Source organism: Pseudomonas weihenstephanensis (genome assembly GCF_016812185.1).
Lineage (GTDB): Bacteria > Pseudomonadota > Gammaproteobacteria > Pseudomonadales > Pseudomonadaceae > Aquipseudomonas > Aquipseudomonas weihenstephanensis.
The window spans coordinates 411,658-435,982 of sequence record NZ_JAAEBV010000001.1 but is presented as its reverse complement, the minus strand read 5'-3'; the positions used below and the strand labels follow the sequence as shown (position 1 = coordinate 435,982).

Annotated in this window: 15 protein-coding genes, 1 other RNA gene and 2 pseudogenes; 12 read left to right on the top strand and 6 right to left on the bottom strand. The window is 58.5% G+C overall.

Going from position 1 to position 24,325, the window contains the following annotated elements:
- The first annotated feature begins 143 nt into the window (after window positions 1-143).
- A complete protein-coding gene (locus tag GYN01_RS01890) occupies window positions 144-911 on the top strand; it encodes a GntR family transcriptional regulator (RefSeq protein WP_048365613.1) in 768 nt (255 codons plus the stop codon).
- Between the two features lie 107 nt (window positions 912-1,018).
- Here GYN01_RS01890 and guaD read toward each other — a convergent pair whose 3' ends face one another.
- The 4 genes from guaD to xdhA are packed head-to-tail and all read right to left on the bottom strand — an operon-like array spanning window position 1,019 to window position 7,001.
- Window positions 1,019-2,317, bottom strand: a complete 1,299-nt coding sequence (gene guaD, locus GYN01_RS01885; RefSeq protein WP_048365614.1) for a guanine deaminase — start codon at window positions 2,315-2,317, stop codon at window positions 1,019-1,021.
- 8 nt (window positions 2,318-2,325) lie between these two features.
- A complete protein-coding gene (gene xdhC / locus GYN01_RS01880; protein WP_203306515.1) occupies window positions 2,326-3,168 on the bottom strand; it encodes a xanthine dehydrogenase accessory protein XdhC in 843 nt (280 codons plus the stop codon).
- Complete coding sequence (gene xdhB / locus GYN01_RS01875) at window positions 3,161-5,554, bottom strand: xanthine dehydrogenase molybdopterin binding subunit (RefSeq protein WP_203306514.1); 2,394 nt, start codon at window positions 5,552-5,554, stop codon at window positions 3,161-3,163. The genes xdhC and xdhB overlap by 8 nt, the downstream gene beginning before the upstream one ends.
- Entirely contained in the window at window positions 5,547-7,001 is a 1,455-nt protein-coding gene (gene xdhA / locus GYN01_RS01870) for a xanthine dehydrogenase small subunit (RefSeq protein WP_203306513.1), read from the bottom strand. The genes xdhB and xdhA overlap by 8 nt, the downstream gene beginning before the upstream one ends.
- A 234-nt stretch (window positions 7,002-7,235) precedes the next feature.
- On the opposite strand from xdhA, the gene GYN01_RS01865 reads away from it, so the two are divergent.
- The 8 genes and pseudogenes from GYN01_RS01865 to GYN01_RS01835 all read left to right on the top strand — a co-directional run bounded on the left by GYN01_RS01865 (window position 7,236) and on the right by GYN01_RS01835 (window position 19,360).
- Window positions 7,236-7,895 (top strand): GntR family transcriptional regulator, encoded by a 660-nt coding sequence (locus GYN01_RS01865; protein ID WP_048365618.1) that lies wholly within the window; start codon window positions 7,236-7,238, stop codon window positions 7,893-7,895.
- A 2-nt stretch (window positions 7,896-7,897) separates the two neighbouring features.
- A complete protein-coding gene (smc, locus tag GYN01_RS01860; RefSeq protein WP_203306512.1) occupies window positions 7,898-11,386 on the top strand; it encodes a chromosome segregation protein SMC in 3,489 nt (1,162 codons plus the stop codon).
- 258 nt (window positions 11,387-11,644) lie between these two features.
- Window positions 11,645-12,532 (top strand): cell division protein ZipA, encoded by an 888-nt coding sequence (zipA, locus tag GYN01_RS01855; RefSeq protein ID WP_048365620.1) that lies wholly within the window; start codon window positions 11,645-11,647, stop codon window positions 12,530-12,532.
- A 97-nt stretch (window positions 12,533-12,629) separates the two neighbouring features.
- Window positions 12,630-14,987: an NAD-dependent DNA ligase LigA gene (gene ligA, locus GYN01_RS01850; RefSeq protein WP_203306511.1), complete on the top strand. Its 2,358-nt coding sequence runs from the start codon at window positions 12,630-12,632 to the stop codon at window positions 14,985-14,987.
- A 194-nt stretch (window positions 14,988-15,181) separates the two neighbouring features.
- Window positions 15,182-15,278, top strand: an RNA gene (ffs, locus tag GYN01_RS01845) — signal recognition particle sRNA small type.
- A gap of 715 nt (window positions 15,279-15,993) precedes the next feature.
- Window positions 15,994-16,356: pseudogene (locus GYN01_RS22625) on the top strand (PAS domain-containing protein); the annotation flags it as partial.
- A gap of 792 nt (window positions 16,357-17,148) precedes the next feature.
- Window positions 17,149-17,640, top strand: a pseudogene (locus tag GYN01_RS22620) (methyl-accepting chemotaxis protein); the annotation flags it as partial.
- A 22-nt stretch (window positions 17,641-17,662) separates the two neighbouring features.
- Window positions 17,663-19,360: a putative bifunctional diguanylate cyclase/phosphodiesterase gene (locus GYN01_RS01835; protein ID WP_203306509.1), complete on the top strand. Its 1,698-nt coding sequence runs from the start codon at window positions 17,663-17,665 to the stop codon at window positions 19,358-19,360.
- A 4-nt stretch (window positions 19,361-19,364) separates the two neighbouring features.
- Here GYN01_RS01835 and GYN01_RS01830 read toward each other — a convergent pair whose 3' ends face one another.
- Entirely contained in the window at window positions 19,365-20,108 is a 744-nt protein-coding gene (locus tag GYN01_RS01830) for a substrate-binding periplasmic protein (protein ID WP_203306508.1), read from the bottom strand.
- Between the two features lie 143 nt (window positions 20,109-20,251).
- Here GYN01_RS01830 and dnaX point away from each other — a divergent pair, with 143 nt between their 5' ends.
- From dnaX to recR, 3 genes are all read left to right on the top strand, one after another.
- Entirely contained in the window at window positions 20,252-22,303 is a 2,052-nt protein-coding gene (dnaX, locus tag GYN01_RS01825; protein WP_203306507.1) for a DNA polymerase III subunit gamma/tau, read from the top strand.
- Window positions 22,304-22,379: 76 nt separating this feature from the next.
- Window positions 22,380-22,718: a YbaB/EbfC family nucleoid-associated protein gene (locus tag GYN01_RS01820; protein ID WP_048365718.1), complete on the top strand. Its 339-nt coding sequence runs from the start codon at window positions 22,380-22,382 to the stop codon at window positions 22,716-22,718.
- Between the two features lie 252 nt (window positions 22,719-22,970).
- Complete coding sequence (gene recR, locus GYN01_RS01815) at window positions 22,971-23,573, top strand: recombination mediator RecR (protein ID WP_048365626.1); 603 nt, start codon at window positions 22,971-22,973, stop codon at window positions 23,571-23,573.
- 171 nt (window positions 23,574-23,744) lie between these two features.
- Here recR and GYN01_RS01810 read toward each other — a convergent pair whose 3' ends face one another.
- Window positions 23,745-24,290, bottom strand: coding sequence for an adenine phosphoribosyltransferase (locus tag GYN01_RS01810; RefSeq protein WP_048365627.1), 546 nt, complete (start codon window positions 24,288-24,290; stop codon window positions 23,745-23,747).
- Window positions 24,291-24,325 lie beyond the last annotated feature (35 nt).

The following is a 24,325-nucleotide window of genomic DNA, read 5'->3' as shown; positions in this document are numbered from 1 at the left end:
GCAGCAAAGAGCCGTACAGTCGTACTGGCAATCTGGGTTGTGTACAATGCGCGCTGTTTTTAAGTATTAATTCATTACCAGCGGCGCCCGTTTACGTACTAACGTAAAACCTCATCCGCCGCCGCTATCCCACACGAGACCTCATGAACGAACAGTTGCAGCCCCTCAAGAAACCCACCCGGGCAGGTAAGGCCGGTCGCACCGGAACTCAGGACGATATCGTTTACGCGCATATTTTTGAGGCCATTCTCGAACAGCGATTGGCGCCGGGCACCAAGCTGAGCGAAGAAGCGCTGGGTGAGATTTTTGGAGTGAGCCGCACCATTATTCGTCGCGCGCTGTCGCGTTTGGCCCATGAAGGGGTGGTGTTACTGCGCCCCAATCGCGGTGCGGTGGTGGCCAGCCCGAGCATTGAAGAAGCGCGTCAGGTGTTTTTTGCGCGGCGTCTGGTTGAAAAGGCCATTACCGAATTGGCCGTTGTACATGCCACTGCCGAGGACCTCGCCGATTTGCGCAAAATGGTGCAAGACGAGCGTGACAGTTTCTCGCGGGGTGATCGCGGTGCAGGTATTCGCTTGTCTGGCGAGTTTCACCTCAAGTTGGCAGAAGCGGCGAAGAACACTCCGCTGATCAGCTTTCAGCGCAGCCTGGTGTCGCAAACCTCGTTGATCATTGCCCAGTATGAAAGCGGCAACCGCTCGCATTGTTCTTACGATGAGCACATGCAGTTGATTGATGCCATCGAGGCGCGCAATGCCGAGCTGGCGGTGAGCCTGATGATGCACCACATGGATCACATCGACAGCAAGCTCAACCTTGACGAAGAGAGCGCCTCGGACGACTTGCACGCGGTCTTCTCGCATTTGCTGCAAACCAAGGGCAAGCCCTCACGGCCGTCGGCGAAGCTTTGAGTGGCAGTCGCTGCTTTGGGCAGCGACTGCATTCAAGCATCGAGCACCTAAACCGGCATGAGCTGACGAGTGTCACCCGACTGCGATCTGGTTCGTGCGCGCTTCGATCAGCGCTGGTGCACCAGGTTGCCCGCCGCAAAGGTCTGTTGCACGGTGCGGTCATCGCCCAGCGTCATCAGGACGAACAGCGTTTCAGCGATGTTTTTTGATTGCTTGAGGCGATAACTCAGCAGCGGAGTCGCGTGGTAGTCCAGCACCAAAAAGTCTGCATCAGTGCCCGGTTGCAGGGTGCCAATGCGGTCTTCCAGGCGCAGCGCGCGCGCGCCGCCCAATGTCGCCAAATACAACGACTTGAACGGGTTAAGGCGCAGCCCTTGCAGCTGCATGACTTTGTAGGCTTCGTTCAGGGTGTTGAGCAGCGAGAAACTGGTGCCCGCGCCTACGTCGGTGCCCAGGCCGACGTTAAGTTTGTGTTTTTCGGCCATTGGCAGGTTGAACAGGCCGCTGCCCAAAAACAGGTTTGAGGTGGGGCAAAACGCAACTGCCGAACCGGTTTCGGCCAGCCGCGCGCATTCCTCGTCACACAAATGCACGCCGTGGGCAAACACAGAGCGCTCACCCAGCAGTTGGTAGTGGTCGTACACGTCCAGATAACCTTTACGTTCAGGGAACAGCGATTTAACCCATTCGATTTCCTGAAGGTTCTCGCTGATGTGAGTGTGCAGGTACACGTCCGGGTATTCACCGAGCAGTTTGCCTGCCAAGGTCAGTTGTTGCGGGGTGCTGGTCGGGGCGAAGCGCGGGGTTACGGCGTAATGCAGGCGGCCCTTGCCGTGCCAGCGTTCGATCAGCTCCTTGCTCTGGGCGTAGCCGGTTTCTGCGGTGTCTGTCAGATAGTCCGGCGCATTGCGGTCCATCATCACTTTGCCTGCGATCAGGCGCAGGTCCAGACGCTGCGCGGCTTCAAACAGTGCGTCAACGGATTGCGGGTGCACGCTGCCAAATACCAGTGCGGTGGTGGTGCCATTACGCAACAGTTCTTTGAGGAACACATCGGCCACTTCTTGCGCGTGGGCTTTGTCTGCGAACTGGCTTTCGCACGGAAAGGTGTAGGTGTTGAGCCAGTCGAGCAACTGTTCGCCGTAAGAACCAATCATGCCGGTTTGCGGGAAGTGGATGTGGGTGTCGATAAAACCGGGGGTGATCAGGGCGTCGGTGTATTCAGTGACGGCCACGTCAGCTGGCAAGGTGGCCAATAACTCGCGGGCGTTGCCGACGGCTTTAATCTGGCCGTCGTCAACGATCAGCAAGCCGTCCTCAAAATATTCATAGGACGCTTCGACGCCGACCTCGGCCGGGTCGGCGATGCTGTGCAAGATGGCGGCGCGGTAGGCTTTACAAGTCATCATGTTTCTCAGTTCGTGGCTTGGCTGCGTCGCGAAGACGGCAGCAATTTTTTAATGGGTTCGACGCTGGCACTCGGTTGGCCGAAGTGGGCGTTGTAGGTGGCGATAATTTCGCCGGCGATGGAAATGGCGATTTCAATCGGCAACTTGCCTTTGACTTCGCTCAAGCCCATCGGGCAGCGCATACGCTGCAAATGAGGGGCGCTGATGCCTCTGTCGCGCAGGCGGTGCTCGAACTTCATGCGTTTGGTTTTGGAACCAATCAAGCCGAAGTAGGTAAAGTCATTGCGTTTGAGCAGGGCTGCGCTGAGTTCCAGATCCAGGGCGTGATTATGCGTCATGACGATGCAGTAGCAACCCGCTGGCAGATCATTGACCTCATCCACCGGTTCGTCAGTGACGATTTTTTGCACCCCCACCGGGATGCAGGCGGGGAACTCCTGCTCGCGCGAGTCAATCCAGCGTACCCGGCACGGCAAGCTGGCGAGCAGTGGCACCAGCGCCCGGGCCACATGGCCTGCACCAAACACAGCGATCTGCGCCTGCACCTGGCCCATGGGCTCGAATAACAACACCGCCACGCCGCCGCAACATTGTCCCAGGCTGGCGCCGAGGCTGAAGCGTTGCAGGTGCGTGTCGGGCTGGCCGTTGTTCAGCCGCTCGCGGGCAATTTGCATCGCCTTGTATTCCAGATGGCCACCGCCGATGGTGTCGAAGGTTTGCGTGGCGCTGATGACCATTTTCGAACCGGCATTGCGCGGGGTCGATCCTTGTTCTTCGATGATAGTGACGAGCATGCACGGTTCGCCGCGCAGCTGTAAGTCGGCCAGGGCACTGATCCAGTTATGCATGCTGTTCATCCTGCGCCGCGGGGGCTTGTTGGGCGTGCTTGCGCATTTGCTCGCAGCCCCATAGCACACGCTCCGGCGTGGCCGGTGCGTCGATGTCGGGTTGCACGCGGTAGTTGGCCAGGCTGGCCACTGCGTCCTTGATGGCGCACCAGGCGGCAATACCGAGCATGAACGGTGGCTCGCCCACGGCTTTGGAGTGGAACACCGTGTCTTCCGGGTTTTTGCGGTTCTCGACCAGTGTCACGCGCAAGTCCAAGGGCATGTCCGCTACGGCTGGGATCTTGTAGCTGGCGGGGCCGTTGGTCATCAACTTGCCTTTGGCATTCCACACCAGCTCTTCCATGGTCAACCAGCCCGCGCCCTGAATGTAGCCGCCTTCGACCTGACCGATGTCGATGGCCGGGTTCAATGAGGCGCCAACGTCATGCAGGATGTCGGTGCGCAACATTTTGTATTCGCCGGTCAGCGTGTCGACGATCACTTCTGCACAGGCCGCGCCAAACGCGAAGTAATAAAACGGGCGCCCACGTGCCTGGCTGCGGTCGTAAAAGATTTTTGGAGTTTTGTAGTAGCCGGTGCTCGACAGCGACACCTGGCCGAAATAGGCCTGTTGGATCAGCGTCTCAAAACTCAGCAGCAGTTCGCCGACACGCACCTGGCCGTTATGGAAAATCACCTCATGCTCACTGACCGCGTACGTGGCGGCAGCGAAGGCGATTAAACGCTGCTTGATGATTTCAGCCGCATTCTGCGCGGCTTTGCCATTCAGATCAGTGCCGCTGGAGGCTGCGGTGGGCGAGGTGTTGGGTACTTTGTCCGTGTTGGTCGCGGTGATCTGTACGCGGCTGATGTCCACTTGAAACACTTCGGCAACCACTTGCGCGACCTTGGTGTTGAGGCCTTGGCCCATTTCGGTGCCGCCGTGATTCAAGTGAATGCTGCCGTCGGTGTAGACATGGATCAACGCACCCGCCTGATTGAGAAAGCTGGCGGTGAACGAAATGCCGAATTTGACCGGTGTCAGCGCCAGACCCTTTTTCAGGTACGGGCTGCTGGCATTGAACGCCTTGATCGCTTCACGCCGTTGCGCGTACTGACTGCTGGCTTCCAGGTCGGCGGTCATTTCATCCAGCAGGTTGTGCTCAACAGTCTGGTAGTAGTGGGTTTCGTTGCGTTCGGTCTTGCCGTAGTAGTTGATTTTGCGCACGGCCAGCGGATCAAGCCCAAGATGGCGGGCGATATGGTCCATGACCTGCTCGATGGCCACCATGCCTTGCGGGCCGCCAAAGCCGCGATACGCGGTGTTGGAGGCGGTGTTGGTCTTGCAGCGATGGCCATTGATCGTGGCGTCGCCCAGGTAATAGGCGTTGTCGGCGTGGAACATTGCGCGGTCGACAATGGAGGCGGATAAATCGGGTGAATAGCCGCAATTGCCTGCCAGCTCCAATTGAATGCCTTGCAAGCGTCCGCGTGCGTCAAAGCCGACATCGTATTCGACGTAAAAAGGGTGGCGCTTGCCGGTCATCTGCATGTCTTCGACGCGGGGCAGGCGCATTTTCGTCGGTTGGCCGGTGATGCGCGCGACCACGGCGCACAGGCACGCAGGGCTGGCGGCTTGCGTCTCTTTGCCGCCGAAACCACCGCCCATGCGGCGCATGTCGACGACGATTTTGTTCATCGACACGTCGAGGACTTCAGCGACCAGCTTCTGGATTTCGGTGGGGTTTTGCGTGGAGCAATACACGATCATGCCGCCGTCTTCGGTGGGCATGACCGATGAAATCTGGGTTTCGAGGTAGAAGTGTTCTTGCCCGCCAATGTGCAGGGTGCCTTGCAGGCGGTGCTCGGCATGCGCCAGTGCGTTCGCCGAGTCGCCTCGCCGGTGGGTGTGGCTGTCGAGCACAAAGTGTTTTTTGCGCAAGGCCTCGACCACGTCCAATACGGGCTCCAGGTCTTCGTATTCGATGATGGCGGCCATAGCGGCGGTGCGGGCGGTGTCGAGATCACACGCCGCTACGGCCAGTATCGGTTGCCCGACGAACTCCACCGTGTCGATGGCTAAAAGCGGGTCGCCGGGCAGTAGCGGGCCGATGTCTTTAAGGCCGGGGATGTCGTGGTGGGTGATCACCAGGCGCACGCCGTCGATGGCGTAGCACGGCGAGGTGTCGACACGGATGATTTTGGCGTGGGCGCGGTCTGAAAGACGGGCATACACATGCAGTTGATTGGGGAATTCCAGACGGTCATCAATGTACTGCGCTTCGCCGCACACATGCTTTTGGGCACTGTCGTGCTTGACGCTGCGTCCGACACCGGTTTGCAGGTCTTGCTCGAACAGGGACAGCAATTGGGCTTGGGACGGCTCGATCTTGTGATGGTTAGACATAAGCCGTCACCCGCGTTTGAAGGTCTGGGGTTTGCAGTTCGATGAAGTATTTGCGCAGCAGGTTTTGCGCGCTCAGCAGCCGGTATTCCTTGCTGGCGCGAAAGTCCGACAGCGGGGCGAAGTCTTCGGCCAATGCGAGGCAAGCGCGCTCAAGGTTGTCGTTGTTCCAGTGAGCGCCATTGAGCACGGCTTCACAGGCCGTGGCGCGCTTTGGCGTCGCGGCCATGCCGCCGAAGGCGATCCGCGCTTCGCTGACCACGCCCTGACGGATGCGCAGGTTGAACGCGGCACAGACGGCGCTGATGTCGTCATCCAGTCGCTTGGAGACTTTATAGGCGCGAAAGGTGGCATCGACGGAAGCGCGTGGAATGATGATTTTTTCGATGAATTCGCCTTCTTGGCGCGCCGTCACGCGGTAATCAATGAAGTAGTCCTCAAGCGCCAGGGTGCGGCTTGCTTCGCCTTTGCGCAGGACCAGGCGGGCGCCCAGTGCAATCAGCAGCGGAGGGGTGTCGCCAATCGGGGACGCGTTGCCAATGTTGCCGCCCAAGGTGCCCTGATTGCGGATCTGCAGCGAGGCGAAGCGTTGCAGCAATTGGCCAAAGTCCGGGTATTCACTGTTGAGCGTGGTGTAGGCGTCGGTCAGTGAAACGGCGGCGCCGATTTCGATTCGGTCTTCGATGTACTCAATGCGCTTCATTTCGGCCACGTTGCCGACGTAAATCATCACCGCCAGTGGACGGTGGAACTGGGTGACTTCCAGGGCCAGGTCTGTGCCGCCTGCCAACAAGCGCGCTTGCGGGCAAGCGTCATACAGGTCGGCCAGGTCGTTGAGCGTCAAGGGCAGCAGGCAGCGTTTGTCGCCGCTGTTGAGTTCGTCTGTGCGGCTGGGGGTGATGGCTTTGAGGGCGGCGATGGTATCGCGCTCGCGTGCATCAAATTGGTCGCTGCTGCGCACCGAACAGGCGCGTTCGGCGGCGGCCAGAATCGGCCGATAACCGGTGCAGCGGCACAGGTTGCCAGCCAGCGCTTCGTGGGCTTGATGAGTGTCGGGTTCGGTGCTGTTTTTTTGCAGCGCGAACAGCGACATCACAAATCCTGGCGTGCAAAACCCGCATTGCGAGCCGTGGCACTCAACCATGGCACGTTGCACGCTGTGCAGTTCGCCTTGATGCTTGAGGTCTTCGACGCTGATCAGTTGCTTGCCATGCAGGGTCGACACGAACGTCAGGCAAGCGTTGATGCTGCGATAACGCAAGCGCTCAGTGCCGTGTGGATCGGTGTGCAATTGGCCGATTACCACGGTGCAGGCACCGCAGTCGCCGCTGGCGCAGCCTTCCTTGGTTCCGGGTTTATGCAGGTGCTCACGCAGGTAATTGAGCACGGTCAGGTTGGGGTCCAGCGCGTGCTCGGTACGCAGCGTCTGGTTAATCAGGAACTGGATCACGGAAGGCCTCGCAAAATCATTATTGTTATCGAGCGGGATGGGCTGAATTTAGTCATAACTGACTCGCGGGTCAAGAAAATGAGTGCGGGACACCAAAACGATAGTTTTGGGAGGGTAATGACCCCGTTATTTGCTTAAATCGTGCCAAATTCTGCGTCCCGGGCACTCCGCTAGTACGTAGCAAGTGCGCTACACTGCGCCGCTTGCACTGATCAAAGATTTTGAAGGTAAAACATGACGTTCAAGGCGCCGGATAGCCTCGCCGAGCAAATCGCTCATCACCTCGCCGAACGGATCATTCGTGGCGAGTTAAAGCCTGGGGAACGCATTCAGGAACAGAAGGTGACGCTGGCGCTCAATGTCAGCCGCGGTTCTGTGCGTGAGGCGTTGTTGATCCTGGAGCGTCGGCACTTGATCGCCATCCTGCCGCGACGCGGGGCGCATGTCACCGAACTGACTGCGCACAAGGTGCAGAGCCTGTGCACGTTGATGAGTGAGTTGTACATCCTGCTGGGTAATGCAGTGGCGCAGCGTTGGGCCGTTCAGGCTGACTTGGGCCCGTTCCTGCAAATTCAGCAGCGCTTGAGCGCCAGCCTTGAGCGCCAGGACATCAGCGCGTTTGTCGAAGACAGCTTCAATGTGATGCGCGCGGCGTATCCCTTCGCCAACAATCCGTACTTGCAGGAAACCGTAGAAAATCTGCACCCGGCCATGAGCCGTGCCTATTACCTGGCACTGGAGCAGCGCAAGGCCGCGATGAATGAATTCCTCACCTTGTTCGCCCAGTTGCTCGACGCGGTGGTCGCTCGTGACCTGCCGCGCATTCGTGTGGTGCTGAGCAGTTATGCCCAGCGCAGTTGTGATCTGGTGTTGTCTGCCTTGACGGTTGCCTGAGCGTGCGTCTCAAGTGCATCAAACTGGCGGGTTTCAAGTCTTTCGTCGATCCGACCACCGTTAACTTCCCCAGCAATATGGCGGCGGTGGTGGGGCCTAACGGTTGCGGCAAGTCCAACATCATCGACGCCGTACGCTGGGTAATGGGCGAAAGCTCAGCCAAAAACCTGCGTGGCGAGTCGATGACCGACGTCATCTTCAATGGCTCAACGACCCGCAAGCCCGTGAGTCAGGCCAGCATCGAGCTGGTGTTTGATAACTCGGACGGCACCTTGCTGGGCGAATACGCGGCTTACGCCGAGATTTCCATTCGCCGCAAAGTGACCCGCGACAGCCAGACCACCTACTACCTCAATGGCACCAAGTGCCGGCGTCGCGACATCACCGATATCTTCCTCGGCACGGGCCTTGGGCCGCGCAGCTACTCGATCATCGAGCAAGGCATGATCTCGAAACTGATCGAGTCCAAGCCCGAAGACCTGCGTAATTTCATCGAAGAGGCGGCAGGCATCTCCAAGTACAAGGAGCGCCGACGCGAGACCGAAAACCGTATTCGTCGCACCCATGAAAACCTCGCGCGTCTCACCGATCTGCGGGATGAGCTGGGGCGTCAGCTTGAGCGCTTGCATCGCCAGGCCCAGTCCGCCGAGAAGTATCAGGAATATAAAGCCGAAGAGCGTCAGCTCAAGGCGCAACTGTCAGCCCTGCGCTGGCAGGCATTGAACGAGCAAGTTGGCCAGCGCGAAGCGATTATCGGCAATCAGGAAGTCAGCTTCGAAGCCCTGGTGGCTGAGCAGCGCAACGCGGACGCCAGTATCGAGCGCCTGCGTGACGGGCACCATGATCTGTCAGAGCGCTTCAACTTGGTGCAGGGGCGCTTCTATTCTGTGGGCGGTGACATTGCCCGGGTTGAGCAAAGCATTCAACACGGCCAGCAGCGTTTGCGCCAGTTGCAGGACGACTTGCGTGAGGCTGAGCGTTCGCGGCTCGAAACCGAATCGCATTTGGGTCACGACCGCACGCTGCTGGCCACGCTGGGTGAAGAGCTGGCGATGCTTGAGCCCGAGCAGGAACTGACCAGCGCTGCCGCCGAAGAGGCCGGTGCTGCGCTCGAAGAGTCCGAAGTCACCATGCAAGCCTGGCAAGAGCAGTGGGATGCTTTCAACCTGCGCAGTGCCGAGCCGCAGCGCCAGTCCCAAGTGCTGCAAGCGCGCATTGCGCAACTGGAAACCAGCATGGAGCGGGTGGCTGAACGTCAGCGTCGTTTGGGGGAAGAGCGCGCCTTGCTCGCGGCTGACCCGGAAGACGCTGCCATTCTGGAGCTGAGCGAGTGTCTGGCCACCAGCGAATTGACTCACGAAACGTTGCAGGCCACTGAGGATCAGGTGGTTGAGCGTCTGGAACAGGTGCGTCACGACCTGCAACAAGCCACACACAATCAGCAACAGGCTCAGGGCGAATTGCAGCGGCTCAATGGCCGTTTGGCATCGCTTGAGGCCTTGCAGCAAGCCGCACTGGACCCGGGCACGGGCACCGCACAATGGCTGCGCGAGCACCAGCTCAGTCAGCAGCCGCGTCTGGCAGAAGGCTTGAGCGTTGAGGCGGGCTGGGAGCTGGCTGTCGAAACCGTGCTGGGTGCTGATCTGCAAGCGGTGTTGGTCGATGACTTTGCGCGGTTCGATCTGGCAGGGTTCGCACAAGGCGACTTGCGTTTGTTCAGTGCAGGCACACCCTCACAGGGCATGGCGGGCAGTTTGCTCGACAAGGTTGAGTCAACGTTCGACCTCACGCCTTGGCTGGGGCAGGTCAAGCCGGTCGAGACCCTTGAGCAGGCGCTGGCACTGCGCACCCAACTGGCAGACGGGCAAAGCCTGATCAGCCGAGACGGCTATTGGGTGGGGCGCAATTTTCTGCGTGTTCGCCGCGCCAGCGAAGCTGAGAGCGGCGTGCTGGCCCGTGGCCAGGAAATCCAGCGCCTTGAGCTTGAGCGCGATGAGCGCGAAGCCACGTTGGCAACCCTCGAAGCGCACTTGCAGCAGTTGCGTGAGCAACAGCTGACGCAGGAAGAGGCGCGTGAGCAGGTGCGCCGTCGCTTGCAGGACGAGGCGCGGCAGCAGGGTGAGATCAAAGCCAAACTCTCAGCCAGCAAAGCCAAGGTCGAGCAACTGACCCTGCGCCGTCGGCGTCTGGATGAAGAGCTGACTGAACTGGGTGAGCAGCGCACCGTTGAGCATGAGCAGGTCGGTGAGGCGCGTCTGCACTTGCAGGATGCGCTGAATGCTATGGCGACAGACACTGAACAGCGCGAGCTGTTGCTGGCGCAACGTGACAGCCTGCGCGAGCGTCTTGACCGTGTGCGTCAGGATGCACGCCAGCACAAGGATCACGCGCATCAATTGGCGGTGCGCTTGGGGTCGCTCAAGGCTCAGTACGATTCCACGCGCCAGGCCCTTGAGCGCCTGGAGTTGCAGTCCGAACGCCTGAACGAAAAACGTGAACAACTGAACCTCAATCTGGAAGAGGGCGAAGCGCCGCTTGAAGAGCTGCGTCTCAAGCTCGAAGAACTGCTCGACAAGCGTTTGAGTGTGGATGAAGAGCTCAAAGTCGCCCAAACCGCGCTTGAAGATGCCGATCGTGAGTTGCGCGATGCCGAGAAGCGCCGCAATCAGGCCGAGCAACAGTCGCAACTGATCCGCGGCCAGCTTGAGCAACAACGCATGGAATGGCAGGCACTGACGGTGCGGCGTACCGCGTTGCAAGATCAGTTGCTGGCTGACGGTTATGACTTGCACGGCGTGTTAGCCACGTTAAGCAACGAGCTCAATGAGCAGCAGGCGCAAGAAGAGTTGGAGCGCATTGCGGCGCGAATCCAGCGCTTGGGTGCGATCAACCTTGCAGCCATCGACGAGTACCAGCAGCAGTCCGAGCGAAAGCGTTATCTGGATGCTCAGGATGCGGACTTGGTCGAAGCGCTTGAAACCCTGGAAAACGTCATTCGCAAGATCGACAAAGAAACCCGCAGCCGCTTCAAAGACACCTTTGATCAGATAAATGGCGGATTGCAGGCCCTTTTCCCAAAAGTTTTCGGCGGAGGCAGCGCTTATTTGGAACTGACGGGCGAAGATTTACTCGATACAGGGGTGACGATCATGGCGCGCCCGCCAGGCAAAAAGAACAGCACCATCCATTTGCTGTCGGGTGGCGAGAAGGCATTGACCGCGCTGGCGCTGGTTTTTGCCATCTTTAAATTGAATCCGGCCCCGTTTTGCATGCTCGATGAAGTGGATGCACCGCTGGATGATGCGAACGTCGGGCGCTATGCCCGTCTGGTGAAAGAGATGTCCCAGACGGTGCAATTCATCTACATCACCCACAACAAAATCGCCATGGAAATGGCCGATCAGTTGATGGGCGTGACGATGCATGAGCCTGGCTGTTCACGTCTGGTCGCGGTTGATGTCGAGGAGGCAATGGCAATGGTCGAAGCTTGAGCTATAAGCAAGTAGGGTCAAAAATTTCTGCTGGTAGGAATTTTCCTTTGCGCTTGAGTGATTTGTCTCGTGCGCATGTGGCTTTGTTGGCATAGCTCAATGCGACAGACGGTGTAAAGTTATCTTTGGTCGTGCTAATTTAGCGTCTAATTTTTTTGTACGTGGGTAAAACGCCATTCAGAACATAGAGTTGGCGCCACGTTTTAAAGGGCTTTAGGCTCTTCTTCATAGAATCATTTTTTAGGGGCAAGGGATTACATGGAAATCGGTCTGCGCGAGTGGCTGATCGTCATCGGCATAGTGGTCATCGCCGGTATTCTTTTTGATGGCTGGCGCCGGATGCGCGGCGGCAAGGGCAAGCTTAAGTTTCGCCTTGACCGCAGCTTTTCCAATGTGCCGGACGAGGAGGAGACCAGCGCCGAGTTGCTGGGCCCTTCACGTGTTCTGGACACCCCGAACCATAAAGAGCCGCAACTCGATGAGCATGACCTGCCGTCCGTGAGCATGCCGGCGCGTGAGAAGGGTGCTAAGCGCGGCAAGCGGGGTGGCGAGCCAAGCCAGGGTGACTTGAACCTGAACCTCGATCTTGAGGATGACGGCCCGAGCCTGAGTGCCCGTGATGACTTCGCGCCTGAAGCCAAGCCTGCCCGTGGTCGTGCAACTTCCAGCCCCTCCATGTCGGCGGTGGTTGAAGACAAAGAGCCGCAACCCGCAGCCGAAGAAGTGCTGGTCATCAGCGTCATCAGTCGTGATCCGGCGGGCTTCAAAGGCCCGGCGCTGTTGCAGAACATTCTTGAAAGCGGTCTGCGTTTTGGTGAGATGGATATTTTCCACCGCCACGAAAGCATGGCCGGTAACGGCGAAGTGCTGTTCTCGATGGCTAACGCCGTCAAGCCGGGCGTGTTTGATCTGGACGACATTGATCTGTTCAGTACCCCGGCCGTCAGTTTCTTCCTCGGCTTGCCAGGCCCGCGTCATCCCAAGCAGGCGTTTGATGTGATGGTCGCTGCTGCACGCAAACTGTCGCAGGAGCTTAATGGCGAGCTTAAAGATGATCAGCGCAGCGTGTTGACCGCGCAGACCATCGAACACTACCGTCAGCGCATCGTTGAGTTTGAGCGTCGCGCACTGACCCAAAAGCGCTAAACCTTGTGGGAGTCAGCTTCTTTGCTCCCGCTCAAACGCGAATGAATCAACTCAAGAGCAGCCACGGCTGCTCTTTTGCATTGTGAGAGAACACCCCATGACTGCCGCCCATACTCGAATCCTGGCGCTGCGCGCTGAACTGGACCAGCACAACTATCGCTATCACGTCCTCGACGAGCCAAGCATCCCGGACGCTGAATACGATCGCCTGTTTCGCGAGCTCAAGGCGCTGGAAGCTGAGCATCCGCAGTGGATCACCCCTGATTCACCGACCCAGCGGGTCGGCAGTGCGGCGTTGTCGGCCTTTACGCAAGTGCGACATGAAGTGCCGATGTTGAGTTTGGGTAACGCCTTCGATGAATCGGACATGCGCGAGTTTGACCGGCGCGTGCAAGAAGGGCTGGATTTGCCAGCAGCTGATTTGCTGGGTGGCGGCGCCGAGGTTGAATACAGCTGTGAGCCCAAACTGGACGGCCTGGCGGTGAGCCTGCTTTACCAGGGCGGGCATCTGGTACGCGGTGCCACGCGCGGTGATGGCACCACGGGCGAAGACATCAGCGTCAATGTGCGCACCGTGCGCAATATCCCGCTCAAGCTGCACGGCAGCGGCTGGCCCGCAGTGCTGGAAGTGCGTGGCGAAGTGTTCATGTCCAAGGCCGGGTTCGACCGTTTGAATGAAGCCCAACTGCAAGTGGGTGGCAAGACGTTCGCCAACCCGCGTAATGCGGCGGCGGGCAGCTTGCGTCAACTGGACTCCAGGATCACCGCCAGCCGCCCACTTGAATTCTGCTGTTATGGGTTGGGGCAAGTCTCGCAAGAGTTTGCAGATACCCACATCGGTAACCTTAAACAACTACAGCAATGGGGCATGCCCATTAGCCATGAGCTGAAACTGGCCAAGGGCATTGGCGAGTGTCTGGATTACTACCGCGACATTGGCGAACGTCGTGCGGCGCTGCCTTACGAGATCGACGGGGTGGTGTTCAAAGTCAACAGTTTGGCCTCGCAGCGCGAATTGGGTTTTCGGGCGCGTGAGCCGCGGTGGGCGATTGCGCACAAATTCCCGGCAATGGAAGAGCTGACCCAATTGCTGGATGTGGAGTTTCAGGTGGGCCGTACCGGTGCAGTGACGCCCGTCGCTCGCCTCAAGCCCGTCAAGGTGGCTGGCGTGACGGTATCCAATGCGACATTGCACAACATGGATGAAGTGGCGCGTTTGGGGCTGATGATTGGCGATACCGTGATCATTCGTCGTGCAGGGGATGTGATTCCGCAGGTGGTGCAAGTGGTGCTCGAACGCCGTCCAGACGACGCGCGCCCTGTGCACATCCCGCAAAGCTGCCCGGTCTGCGGTTCCCATGTTGAGCGCACACAACTGGTCAAGCGCAGCAAGGGTCGCGAAACCGTCAGCGAAGGGGCGGTGTACCGGTGTGTGGGGCGTCTGGCCTGCGGTGCGCAACTCAAACAGGCGATTATTCACTTTGTCTCGCGCAGAGCGATGGACATCGAAGGTCTGGGTGAGAAAAGCGTTGAGCAGCTGGTGGATGAGGGGTTGGTGCGCTCGCCAGCGGACTTGTACACCCTGAATTTCGAACAGATCGTCGATCTTGAAGGTTTTGCCGAGTTATCGAGCAAGAATCTGTTGGCTGCGATTGCCGACAGCAAGCGTCCCGCCTTGGCTCGCTTTATCTATGCATTGGGTATTCCAGATGTAGGAGAAGAGACGGCCAAGGTGCTGGCGCGTTCTCTGGCCTCGCTTGAGCGCGTACAGCGTGCGTTGCCGCAAGTGCTCACGTATTTGCCGGATGTCGGTCTTGAGGTGGCGCACGAGATCCACAGCTTCTTCAGTGATGAGCATAACCGGCAGGTCATCAGCCAATTGCTGGAGCGCGGGCTTGAGTTGCAGGATCAAGGCGATCTGGGCGCCGAATTTGCGGCCAGCACCACGTTGGGTGGTTTGATCGACAAACTGCACATTCCGTTTGTTGGGCCGGGCGGTGCGCAAAAACTCGCCGACAAGTTCGGCTCGCTCCAGGGCGTGATTGATGCCGACTGGCTGGATATGCGCCAAGCCTTGCCGGAAAAACAGGCCAAGGCGGTGCGTGAGTTTTTTGACAGCCCTGAAAATGCCCGAGTGGCACTGGCGATCGAGGCGCAACTGCGTGATTTCGGCATGCATTGGCAAAGTGAGAAAAAAACCGTCGCCGGGTTGCCCTTAGCGGGTCAGACGTGGGTGTTGACGGGTTCGCTGGAGTTGATGAGTCGCGACGTCGCCAAGGACAAGCTCGAAAGCCTGGGCGCTAAAGTCTCGGGTTCGGTGTCTGGCAAGACGCACTGCGTGGTGGCGGGGCCGGGTGCTGGCTCCAAGCTGACCAAAGCCAATGATTTGGGCCTCAAGGTGCTGGATGAGGAGGCGTTTGTCGCGTTTTTGAGCGCGCAGGGCATCGCGGTATGACGTAGCGCTGGCGAAGGTAGCGTGCGACAGCGCAGGAATCGGACGCGATCTGAGCGAGCGGCTACGGGTGAGGATGAAAAATCCAAGTGCTTGAGCCTGTTCATTTTTTTATTCTTGAATAGGCGGTTGTAAGTTTTCCTCAGACAGGTACAATGGCGCCGTTCGCTGCTAGGCGAACGTTGTTATGGTGACCCTATCGGTCCCTCCGCAACGATTACCCGTGAACCTGGTCAGATCCGGAAGGAAGCAGCCACAGCGGGAACATTGTGTGCCGGGGTGTGGCTGGTGGGGTTGCCTCCATTTCAAAATCTCCTTTTTTCCTTCGTAAGAACACGACCGAACTATCGGACTTTTCGTGATTTTTTGCTGTGGGTGGCTGTCTGCTCTTTGAAACAAAATGGGTGGGTCTGGCCTGATTTTATATATCGAATATGTCTTTCGAATGCATTTATATCGTCTACATTTCTAACCAGCAGGCTGTTTATTCGCTCAGGGTATAGAGGGGGCAAGTCCTCGACGTGCAGGTTATTGTGTTGGATACTTTGCTGCGCTATTTAAATGTATTACTTGACCTGTTTGATCGGTTATTAATTTTTAATAAGATCGTATTTTTTATTAAATGGAACGATGGTGCCGATCTTTTTATGAAGTTGTCTTTAGGACGATTCCTAAAGTTCAGGGGCTGTGCGATATGCATGCTTGAGCCTCTCAAGCCCCTTGGTTTAAACCGCTGCAAGCCTTGGTGGGCAGGGATGAGACGTAGTCGTCTATTACTATTAGGCTTCCATTTAGTGTGTTTCGTTTTTTATGCTTAAAAATAGCCGCGTGATCAAGTAAGGGTGCTGTCTTACGGGGTGTGCGTTGTTTTGGTGCGCGGCTTACTGACTTGCAAAATTGAAATTAGTTTGTAGAATTGCGCTACTTTTTGATCTTCTTCAAGCCCGTGCCTGTTCAAGGATGTTGGGTGTTGTTGTGCGTCTGCTTAATGCTTTCTGGAGCCTATTAAGTGTGTTTGCGCCGAGCCTTGGGGTTGTTCTTTTCTTATATCGGCGCGTGCGAGCGTGCTGTCCACAGGTGGAGTTTTACCGTGCGCATTAACCTTCCCGTGAGCGGTGTTGAACAAACTTTTCCGGACCATCAACGGCTGATATCCGCCACTGATGTTCATAGCCATATCACCTACTGCAACGCCGAATTTGCAGCCATGAGTGGCTTTGCACAGGATGAGTTGATTGGCAGCACGCACAATCTGGTGCGACACCCGGACATGCCCGCGTCCGTGTTCGAGTTGATGTGGCGCTACCTCAAGGCCGGTAAAAGCTGGATGGGCGTGGTCAAAAACCGCTGTAAAAATGGCAACTACTATTGGGTCAGCGCTTATGTGACGCCGATTCTTGAAGATGGCCGTGTGGTGGGCTATGAGTCGGTGCGGGTCAAACCTACCCGTGAGCAAGTGGCACGGGCCGAAGCCTTGTATGCGCGCTTGCGTGAGGGCAAGCCGGCCGTGTCCGGGTTCCATCGTGCGACTCAAAGTGCCAGCGTCCTGCTACTGCCGGTGACCGCCGCGATTGTTTCGATTGCCAGTGCATACGTCCTCCCGGCTTTGACCGCTCAGAGCCTCACTGCCGCCCTGTTTGTGGGGGTGGGTATCTGGGGCCATTCACGCCTCGGCCAGCAATTCAATCACATCGTGAATGCTTCGCCCGATGCGTTTTCAGACCCGGTCAGTGCGATGGTTTACAGCGACTCGCAGGGTGGCGTTGCGCAACTGCACATGATTTTGATCAGCGAAGAAGCGCGTTTAAAAACCGCGTTGACCCGCTTGCTGGATCTGGCCAATCAAATGGCTGAAGCGGCCGCTGACTCCAGCCAGTTGTCGAGTGATACCGAAAGTGCCTTGTTGCAACAGCGGGCTGAAACAGACATGACGGCCGCCGCCATGACTGAAATGGCCGCGTCCATATCCGAGGTGGCTGTGCATGTGCAGCACACGGCGGCTGAAGCGAGCACCGCCAACCAGTTGGCAGAAGAAGGCAGTCACGTGGCCGGTACCACGCGTGATGCCATCCAGCTGCTGGCCAATACGGTGAACCAGATCAACGCTGCGGTGGGTAATCTGGCGGGGCAGACCCAGGAAATCATGGCGGCCGCTGGCATGATTCGGGCGATTGCCGACCAGACCAACCTGCTGGCACTCAATGCCGCCATCGAAGCCGCGCGTGCAGGTGAGCAAGGGCGCGGGTTTGCGGTGGTCGCCGATGAAGTGCGCGCGCTGGCGGGCAAGACCCGAGAGTCGACCGAGCAGATTCAGGGCATCATCGAAAACCTGCAAGTGGGTGCTGATAAGGCGGTAAATATTGCCAGCCTGGGTATTCAAGAGGCCGAGCAGGGGGTGCGTCAGGTGTTGCAAGCGCAGGAGGCGTTGCAAGGCATCCGTCAGGCGGTAGAGCGCATCACGGACATGAGCCAACAAATGGCGGCAGCTTCGCAAGAACAGTCCTGCGTGGCCGAGGATGTGTCACGCCAAATCAACAATGTGGCGCAAACCGTGCAAAATACCGCGCAAAACGCCAATGCGGCAGTGGTTCGCGGCGGTGAACTCAAGCGGATTTCTTCGGGGCTGCGGGCCTTGGTGGATCGTTTCAACCGGTAATGTGCAAGGCAGTGAATGAATCATGGACGATATGTACCGCAAGGCAGTGGATGCTGCTGCGATTTTTTCCGAGACCGACCTGAACGGCCGGATCACCTACGTCAACGAGCAGTTTTGTGAGGTGTCAGGTTATCCGCGCGAAGAGTTACTGGGCGCCAATCACCGGATTCTGAACTCGGGCTTTCACCCGCCCGAGTTCTTCATCGGCATGTGGCGCACGATTGCCCAGGGGCAGGTGTGGAAAGGTGAAATTTGTAACCGGGGCAAGGATGGCACCGTTTACTGGGTGGACAGCACCATGGTGCCGCTGGTGGATGAGTCCACCGGCGAGGTGCGCAAATATTTGTCGATCCGTTTTGATGTCAGTGAAAAGCGCCAATTACTGCACACCCTGCAATGGCGGGTGGGGCACGACGTGCTCACCGGGTTGCCGAACCGGACGTATCTGTCGGAGCTGTTGAACCGCGCGCTGGAGTTCTCTCGGGCCGAGGCCATCCCGTTGGCGGTGTGTATGCTCGACCTGGATGGCTTCAAGGCGGTCAATGATGGCTACGGCCATGCCAGTGGCGATTTGTTGTTGATCGAAGTGGCCAAGCGGTTGAAAGGCATCATGCGGGGCGAGGACGTTGTAGCGCGGCTGGCAGGCGACGAATTCGTGCTGATTATGCGCCATGTACGCGATGCCGATGAGCTGCGCGGCGCCATGCAGCGCGTGCTGGCCGCCATCTCGCAGCCTTACACGGTGTGCGGCAAAACCCTCAGTGTTTGCGCAAGTATCGGCGTCACCCTCTATCCCCCTGACAATGAAGATGCGGGCACTTTGCTGCGCCACGCGGATCAAGCCATGTACGTGGCCAAACAAAGTGGCCGTAACCGCTTCCATTTGTTTGATGTACTCAAAGGGCGCGAGATCAAGGCGACGCATCAGCAAGTCGAGCGTGTGCGTCAGGCACTGGCGGCGGGGGAGTTGTGTTTGCACTATCAGCCCAAGGTCAATATGCGCACCGGTGAAGTGGTGGGTTTTGAAGGGTTGTTGCGCTGGCAGCACCCGAAAAAGGGCTTGGTGCAACCGGCAGATTTTTTACCGGTGATCGAGCAGACCGATTTGATCATCGACATCGGTGAGTGGGTGATTGCCCAAGCCATTGAGCAAATGCACGCATGGCAGGGCCAGGGCGCGCACTGGCCGATCAGCGTCAATATTGCGGCCCGGCATTTCCAGCGTGCGGATTTTGTCGAGCGGCTTAAAGTGTTGCTGGCCCGGCATGCGGATGTCGCGCCCGAAAAGCTTGACCTGGAAATCATTGAATCGACGGCCATCGAAAACATGCAGCATGTCAGTCAGTGCCTCAAAGCGTGTCAGGCCTTGGGCGTGCGTTTTTCGCTGGATGATTTTGGTACCGGCTATTCGTCACTGAGTTACCTCAAGCGTTTGCCGACCCAAACCATCAAAATCGACAAGTCTTTTGTGCGCGATATTTTGCATGACAAGGACGATCTGGCGCTGACCATTGCAGTGGTTGGACTGGCGCGGGCCTTTGGGCGAAAAGTCATCGCCGAAGGGCTTGAAAGCGAAGCGCAGGGCAGTTTGTTGATGCATCTGGGGTGCGAAGTGGCCCAGGGCTATTTCATCGCACGGCCGATGCCGATTCGCGACGTGGCCAGTTGGGTGGCCAGTTTCAAGCCGCCCACCGCCTGGTTGCACCAGGCCTGCGCTTAAGTCCTCAAGGCGCGGAGGGCGTGGTATAGCGGGCGATGATGCGCTCAATCTCGCCCGAATCGCGCATGTTCACCAAGGTGTCGAGGATCCGCCCGGTTGCCAGGTGCGGATCGTTACGCACCATGCAGCTCAGCCGTTGTTCCTGGATCAGCGCCACGCTGTGCAGTTGATCCGTCTGTTCGCGGCTTTTATTGACCCAATCCAGCGCCCATTGATTGCTCACGGCGTAGTCAAAGCGCCTGGCAATCAGCATTTGCAAGACTTGCTCCTGGCTGCGGGCGTCATCGCGGTGCAGCTTTTCCGCATCAAACAAAGGCTGCAATGAGGGGTAGGTGTAGCTCAGCACCGTGCCGATCGATTGCTGGGGCAGCGTTTGCACGTTGACCGGGTTGAGGTGTTTGTGCGTGCTGACCAATACATCGCGCTGCTCCAGAAGCGGTTCGCTCCACAGGTAGTTGCGGGCACTGTGGCCCACCCAGGCGGGTGCGACAAAGCAGCGAATATCCACTTCGCCATGCTCCATTGCGCTCTGCACCCGTGCTCGGGCCAGGACATGGAACTGCGCGGGCTGTCCGAGGTGGCGTGCCAGGCTGAGTATCAGGTCATAGAGGATGCCTGAGGTGGGTTGGCCGTCTGTGACCTCGATCATCGGCATGGCCCAGCTATCGGCTACCGCCACGCGCAAGGCAGCCGAGTGAGCGTGACCGGTTATCACCGCGAGCAGCAAAGCACACAGGATCAAGCGCATTACAGTCTCCGCCAGGTGGCCTGAGAGAGCTAAATAGCCCGCTAGAGAGCAGCATAGTCAGAATAGGCGGCCACACCAGATGCAATTTTGGCCTTGCTCCGCTAGCATTAGCGCCTTCTGCTTTTCAGACGCGACGGTTATCAATGAGTTATCAGGTTCTTGCACGTAAATGGCGTCCGCGCTCGTTCCGCGAAATGGTCGGCCAGACCCATGTGCTCAAGGCTCTGATCAATGCCCTGGACAGTCAGCGCTTGCATCACGCCTACCTGTTTACCGGTACCCGTGGCGTGGGCAAGACCACCATTGCGCGGATCATCGCCAAATGCCTGAACTGTGAAACAGGTATCACCTCGACCCCGTGCGGCGAATGCTCGGTGTGCCGCGAAATCGACGAAGGCCGGTTTGTTGACCTGATCGAGATCGACGCCGCCAGCCGCACCAAGGTCGAAGACACCCGTGAGCTGCTCGATAACGTGCAGTACGCGCCGAGCCGTGGGCGCTTCAAGGTCTACCTGATCGACGAAGTGCACATGCTCTCCAGTCACTCGTTCAATGCGTTGCTCAAAACCCTCGAAGAGCCGCCGCCCTACGTCAAGTTCATCCTGGCGACCACCGATCCGCAAAAGCTGCCAGCGACCATTTTGTCCCGTTGCTTGCAGTTCTCGCTCAAGAACATGACCCCTGAGCGTGTGGTTGAGCATTTGAGCCACGTGCTCAGTGTCGAAAACATCCCTTTTGAAGATGACGCGTTGTGGTTGTTGGGCCGTGCGGCCGACGGCTCGATGCGCGATGCCATGAGCCTGACCGATCAGGCGATTGCGTTTGGCGAAGGCAAAGTGCTGGCGGGCGATGTGCGCGCCATGCTCGGCACGCTGGATCACGGCCAGGTGTTTGACCTGTTGCACGCCTTGATCGAAGGCGATGCGCGCGCGCTGCTTGAAGCCGTGCGTCACTTGGCCGAGCAGGGGCCTGACTGGAACGGCGTGCTCTCAGAAATCCTCAACGTGTTCCATCGCGTGGCCATTGCCCAGGCATTGCCTGAAGGCCTGGACAACGGCCACGGCGACCGCGACCGGGTGTTGGCGCTGGCCAGCGCGCTGCCCGCCGAAGACGTGCAATTTTATTACCAGATGGGCCTGATTGGTCGACGTGACTTGCCACTCGCGCCCGACCCGCGGGGTGGCTTTGAGATGGTGCTGCTGCGCATGCTGGCTTTCCGCCCCGCAGGCACCGCGGATGCGCCCAGTCAGCCGCTAAAGCCAGTGGGGATCAGCCAGGCCACAGTTGATTCCACCTCACCTGTGGCGGCGACTGCGGCAGTCGCTGCGCCAGCACCTGCACCTGTCGCAGCGCCTGCCCCCGAGGCAGCTGCGCAACCTGCACCGACGCCAGCCCCTGTGGTGGAGACAACGGCGCCTGTGGTGGCCGAAATCGACTTGCCCTGGAACGAACCATCTGCGCCAGTGATTGAGCAGGAGGCGCCCCCTGAGCCGGTGCTGGACACCCTCAGCGAGCAGCCCGAGTTGCCGCCGATGCCGTTGCCGACTCCGGACAGCGTGGTGCCGGACGCTCCCGAGTGGAGCGCGGCGCCCATGCCGCAGCCAACACCTGAGCAGGTCGACGCCGCGTTGTCGGGCATGGACCGCGATGACGAGCCGCCACTGGACGAAGATTACATTGAGCCGGACATGGATTCGGCGGCTTACAGCTACCTCGACGAGTTGGCCAGTGAGCATGCGGCGCAACCTGAGCCAGAGCCTGAGCCGCTGCCTGCTTCCATGCCGGCGACGGGCCTGGCCCTTGAATGGCTGAACCTGTTCCCCCAATTACCGGTATCGGGGATGACGGCGAGTATCGGTGCCAACTGCACGCTGATCGCGGTCGAGGGCGATGACTGGCTGCTGCACCTTGACCCGGCACACAGCGCACTGTTTAACGCGACTCAGCAGCGTCGGCTCAATGACGCGCTGAACCAGCACTTGCAGCGCACCCTCAAGGTCACCATCGAGCTGATCAAGCCTGAGCAAGAAACCCCGGCGCAAGCCGCTTCACGTTTGCGTGCCGAACGTCAGCGTTTGGCCGAAGAATCGATTTATGCGGACCCGCTGGTCCAGCAAATGATTAAACAGTTCGACGCCTCGGTGCGTGACGATACGATTCAACCTGTCGACGTCATCGAGGCTCAGGCCTCTTGACGCAGGGTCAACCCTTACAGCTCGTGGCCGTTAGGGCCATGAGTACATTGTGCAAATACAGATTGAGGTGATTCCCATGATGAAAGGTGGCATGGCCGGCCTGATGAAGCAGGCGCAGCAGATGCAAGAAAAAATGGCCAAGATGCAGGAAGAGTTGGCCAACGCAGAAGTCACCGGCAAGGCCGGTGGCGACATGGTGAGCGTGGTGATGACCGGTCGTCACGACATCAAGCGTGTGAGCATTGACCCAAGCCTGCTCGAAGGGGTGAGCGACGATGATCGCGAAGTGCTGGAAGACTTGTTCGCGGCAGCGGTAAACGACGCCGTTCGCAAGATCGAAGCCAACAGCCAGGACAAAATGAGCGGCGTGACCTCTGGCATGCAATTGCCACCGGGCATGAAACTGCCGTTCTAAAGCCCTTTGAAAAAGCCAGGCCGATCGCGCCTGGCTTTTTTTTGCCCGCCTACCCGCTGCCGCAGGCGGCGTCTGATTGCGAAGCGATCATAAACCTGAGCCCGCACACTTGCCGAACCGCACCCATCGCAGCCTCGCACTGCTCGTCAGAGGGCACAGCTTGGCTGCCCACGTCAGCGTGTCTACAAGATTTGACGCTGTTCCATGCGGCGGGTATAAACCGCCTCTCGTTGTTTTGTCGGACTTTTCCTTATGAGCTTTAGCCCCCTGATTCGCCAACTGATCGATGCCTTGCGCACTTTGCCGGGGGTCGGTCAAAAGACCGCGCAGCGCATGGCCTTGCAGTTGCTGGAGCGTGATCGCAGTGGCGGCTCGCGTTTGGCGCTGGCACTGAGCCAGGCGATGGAGGGTGTTGGGCACTGCCGACTGTGCCGGACGCTGACCGAAGACGACTTATGTCCGCAATGCGCCGACGTGCGTCGTGACGACACGCTGCTGTGTGTGGTGGAAGGGCCGATGGACGTGTATGCCGTTGAACAAACCGGTTATCGAGGGCGTTATTTCGTACTCAAGGGGCACTTGTCGCCGCTTGACGGGCTGGGGCCTGAGGCGATTGGCATCCCGCAACTGATGGCACGCATTGACGGGCAGGGCAGTTTTACCGAAGTGATTCTGGCCACCAACCCGACCGTCGAAGGTGAAGCCACCGCGCACTACATTGCCCAGCTTTTGAGCAGTAAAGGCCTGATCGCATCGCGCATCGCACACGGTGTGCCGCTGGGAGGCGAGTTGGAACTGGTGGATGGCGGGACGCTGGCGCATTCATTCGCCGGGCGTAAACCCATCGCCCTGTAACGTCTGGCGTGCAGCGCGAGGCGATCGTAAACGTTGGTCTGCTGCACCACGTTGAGTGGTTTTACGACGACGTTGTCGCCTATCGCAGCCTCGTGTTACTCGTCAGCGCCTACAGGTTTATGCGTGCGATACCGACAACGGTGCAAGTTATCACGCGCTTGCTTCAGGGCGTTATTCGGTCAGTGAAAACGCGGTCAGGCTGAAGGTCGGTACGCCGATGTCGTTCAGGCGCTCAGAGCCGCCCAGTTCCGGGAGGTCGATAATGGCCGCCGCTTCGAACACCGTCGCGCCCATGCGTCGCGCCAGATTGGCCGCCGCGATCAACGTTCCGCCCGTGGCAATCAGGTCATCGACGATCAGCAGCGAATCCCCTTCGCACAAACTGTCGGCATGCACTTCCAGAAACGCTTCGCCATATTCCGTTTGATAGCCTTCGGCTAGCACGTTGGCTGGCAGCTTGCCTTGCTTGCGAAACAGAATCAGAGGCTTGTTAAGCTGATGGGCCAGCACCGAGCCAATCAAAAAGCCACGCGCATCCATCGCCCCGATGTGGCTGAAATCAGCTTCGACATAGCGTTCGATAAAGGTGTCGGCGATCACGCGCATGGCGCGGGGCGATTGGTAAAGCGGGGTAATGTCACGAAAAATCACGCCCGGCTTGGGGAAGTCAATGACCGGGCGAATCAGGGATTTTAGGCAAAAGTCGTTGAAGGCCATTAGGCAGATGTCCTGGCATGCGTTAAGCGCGCCAG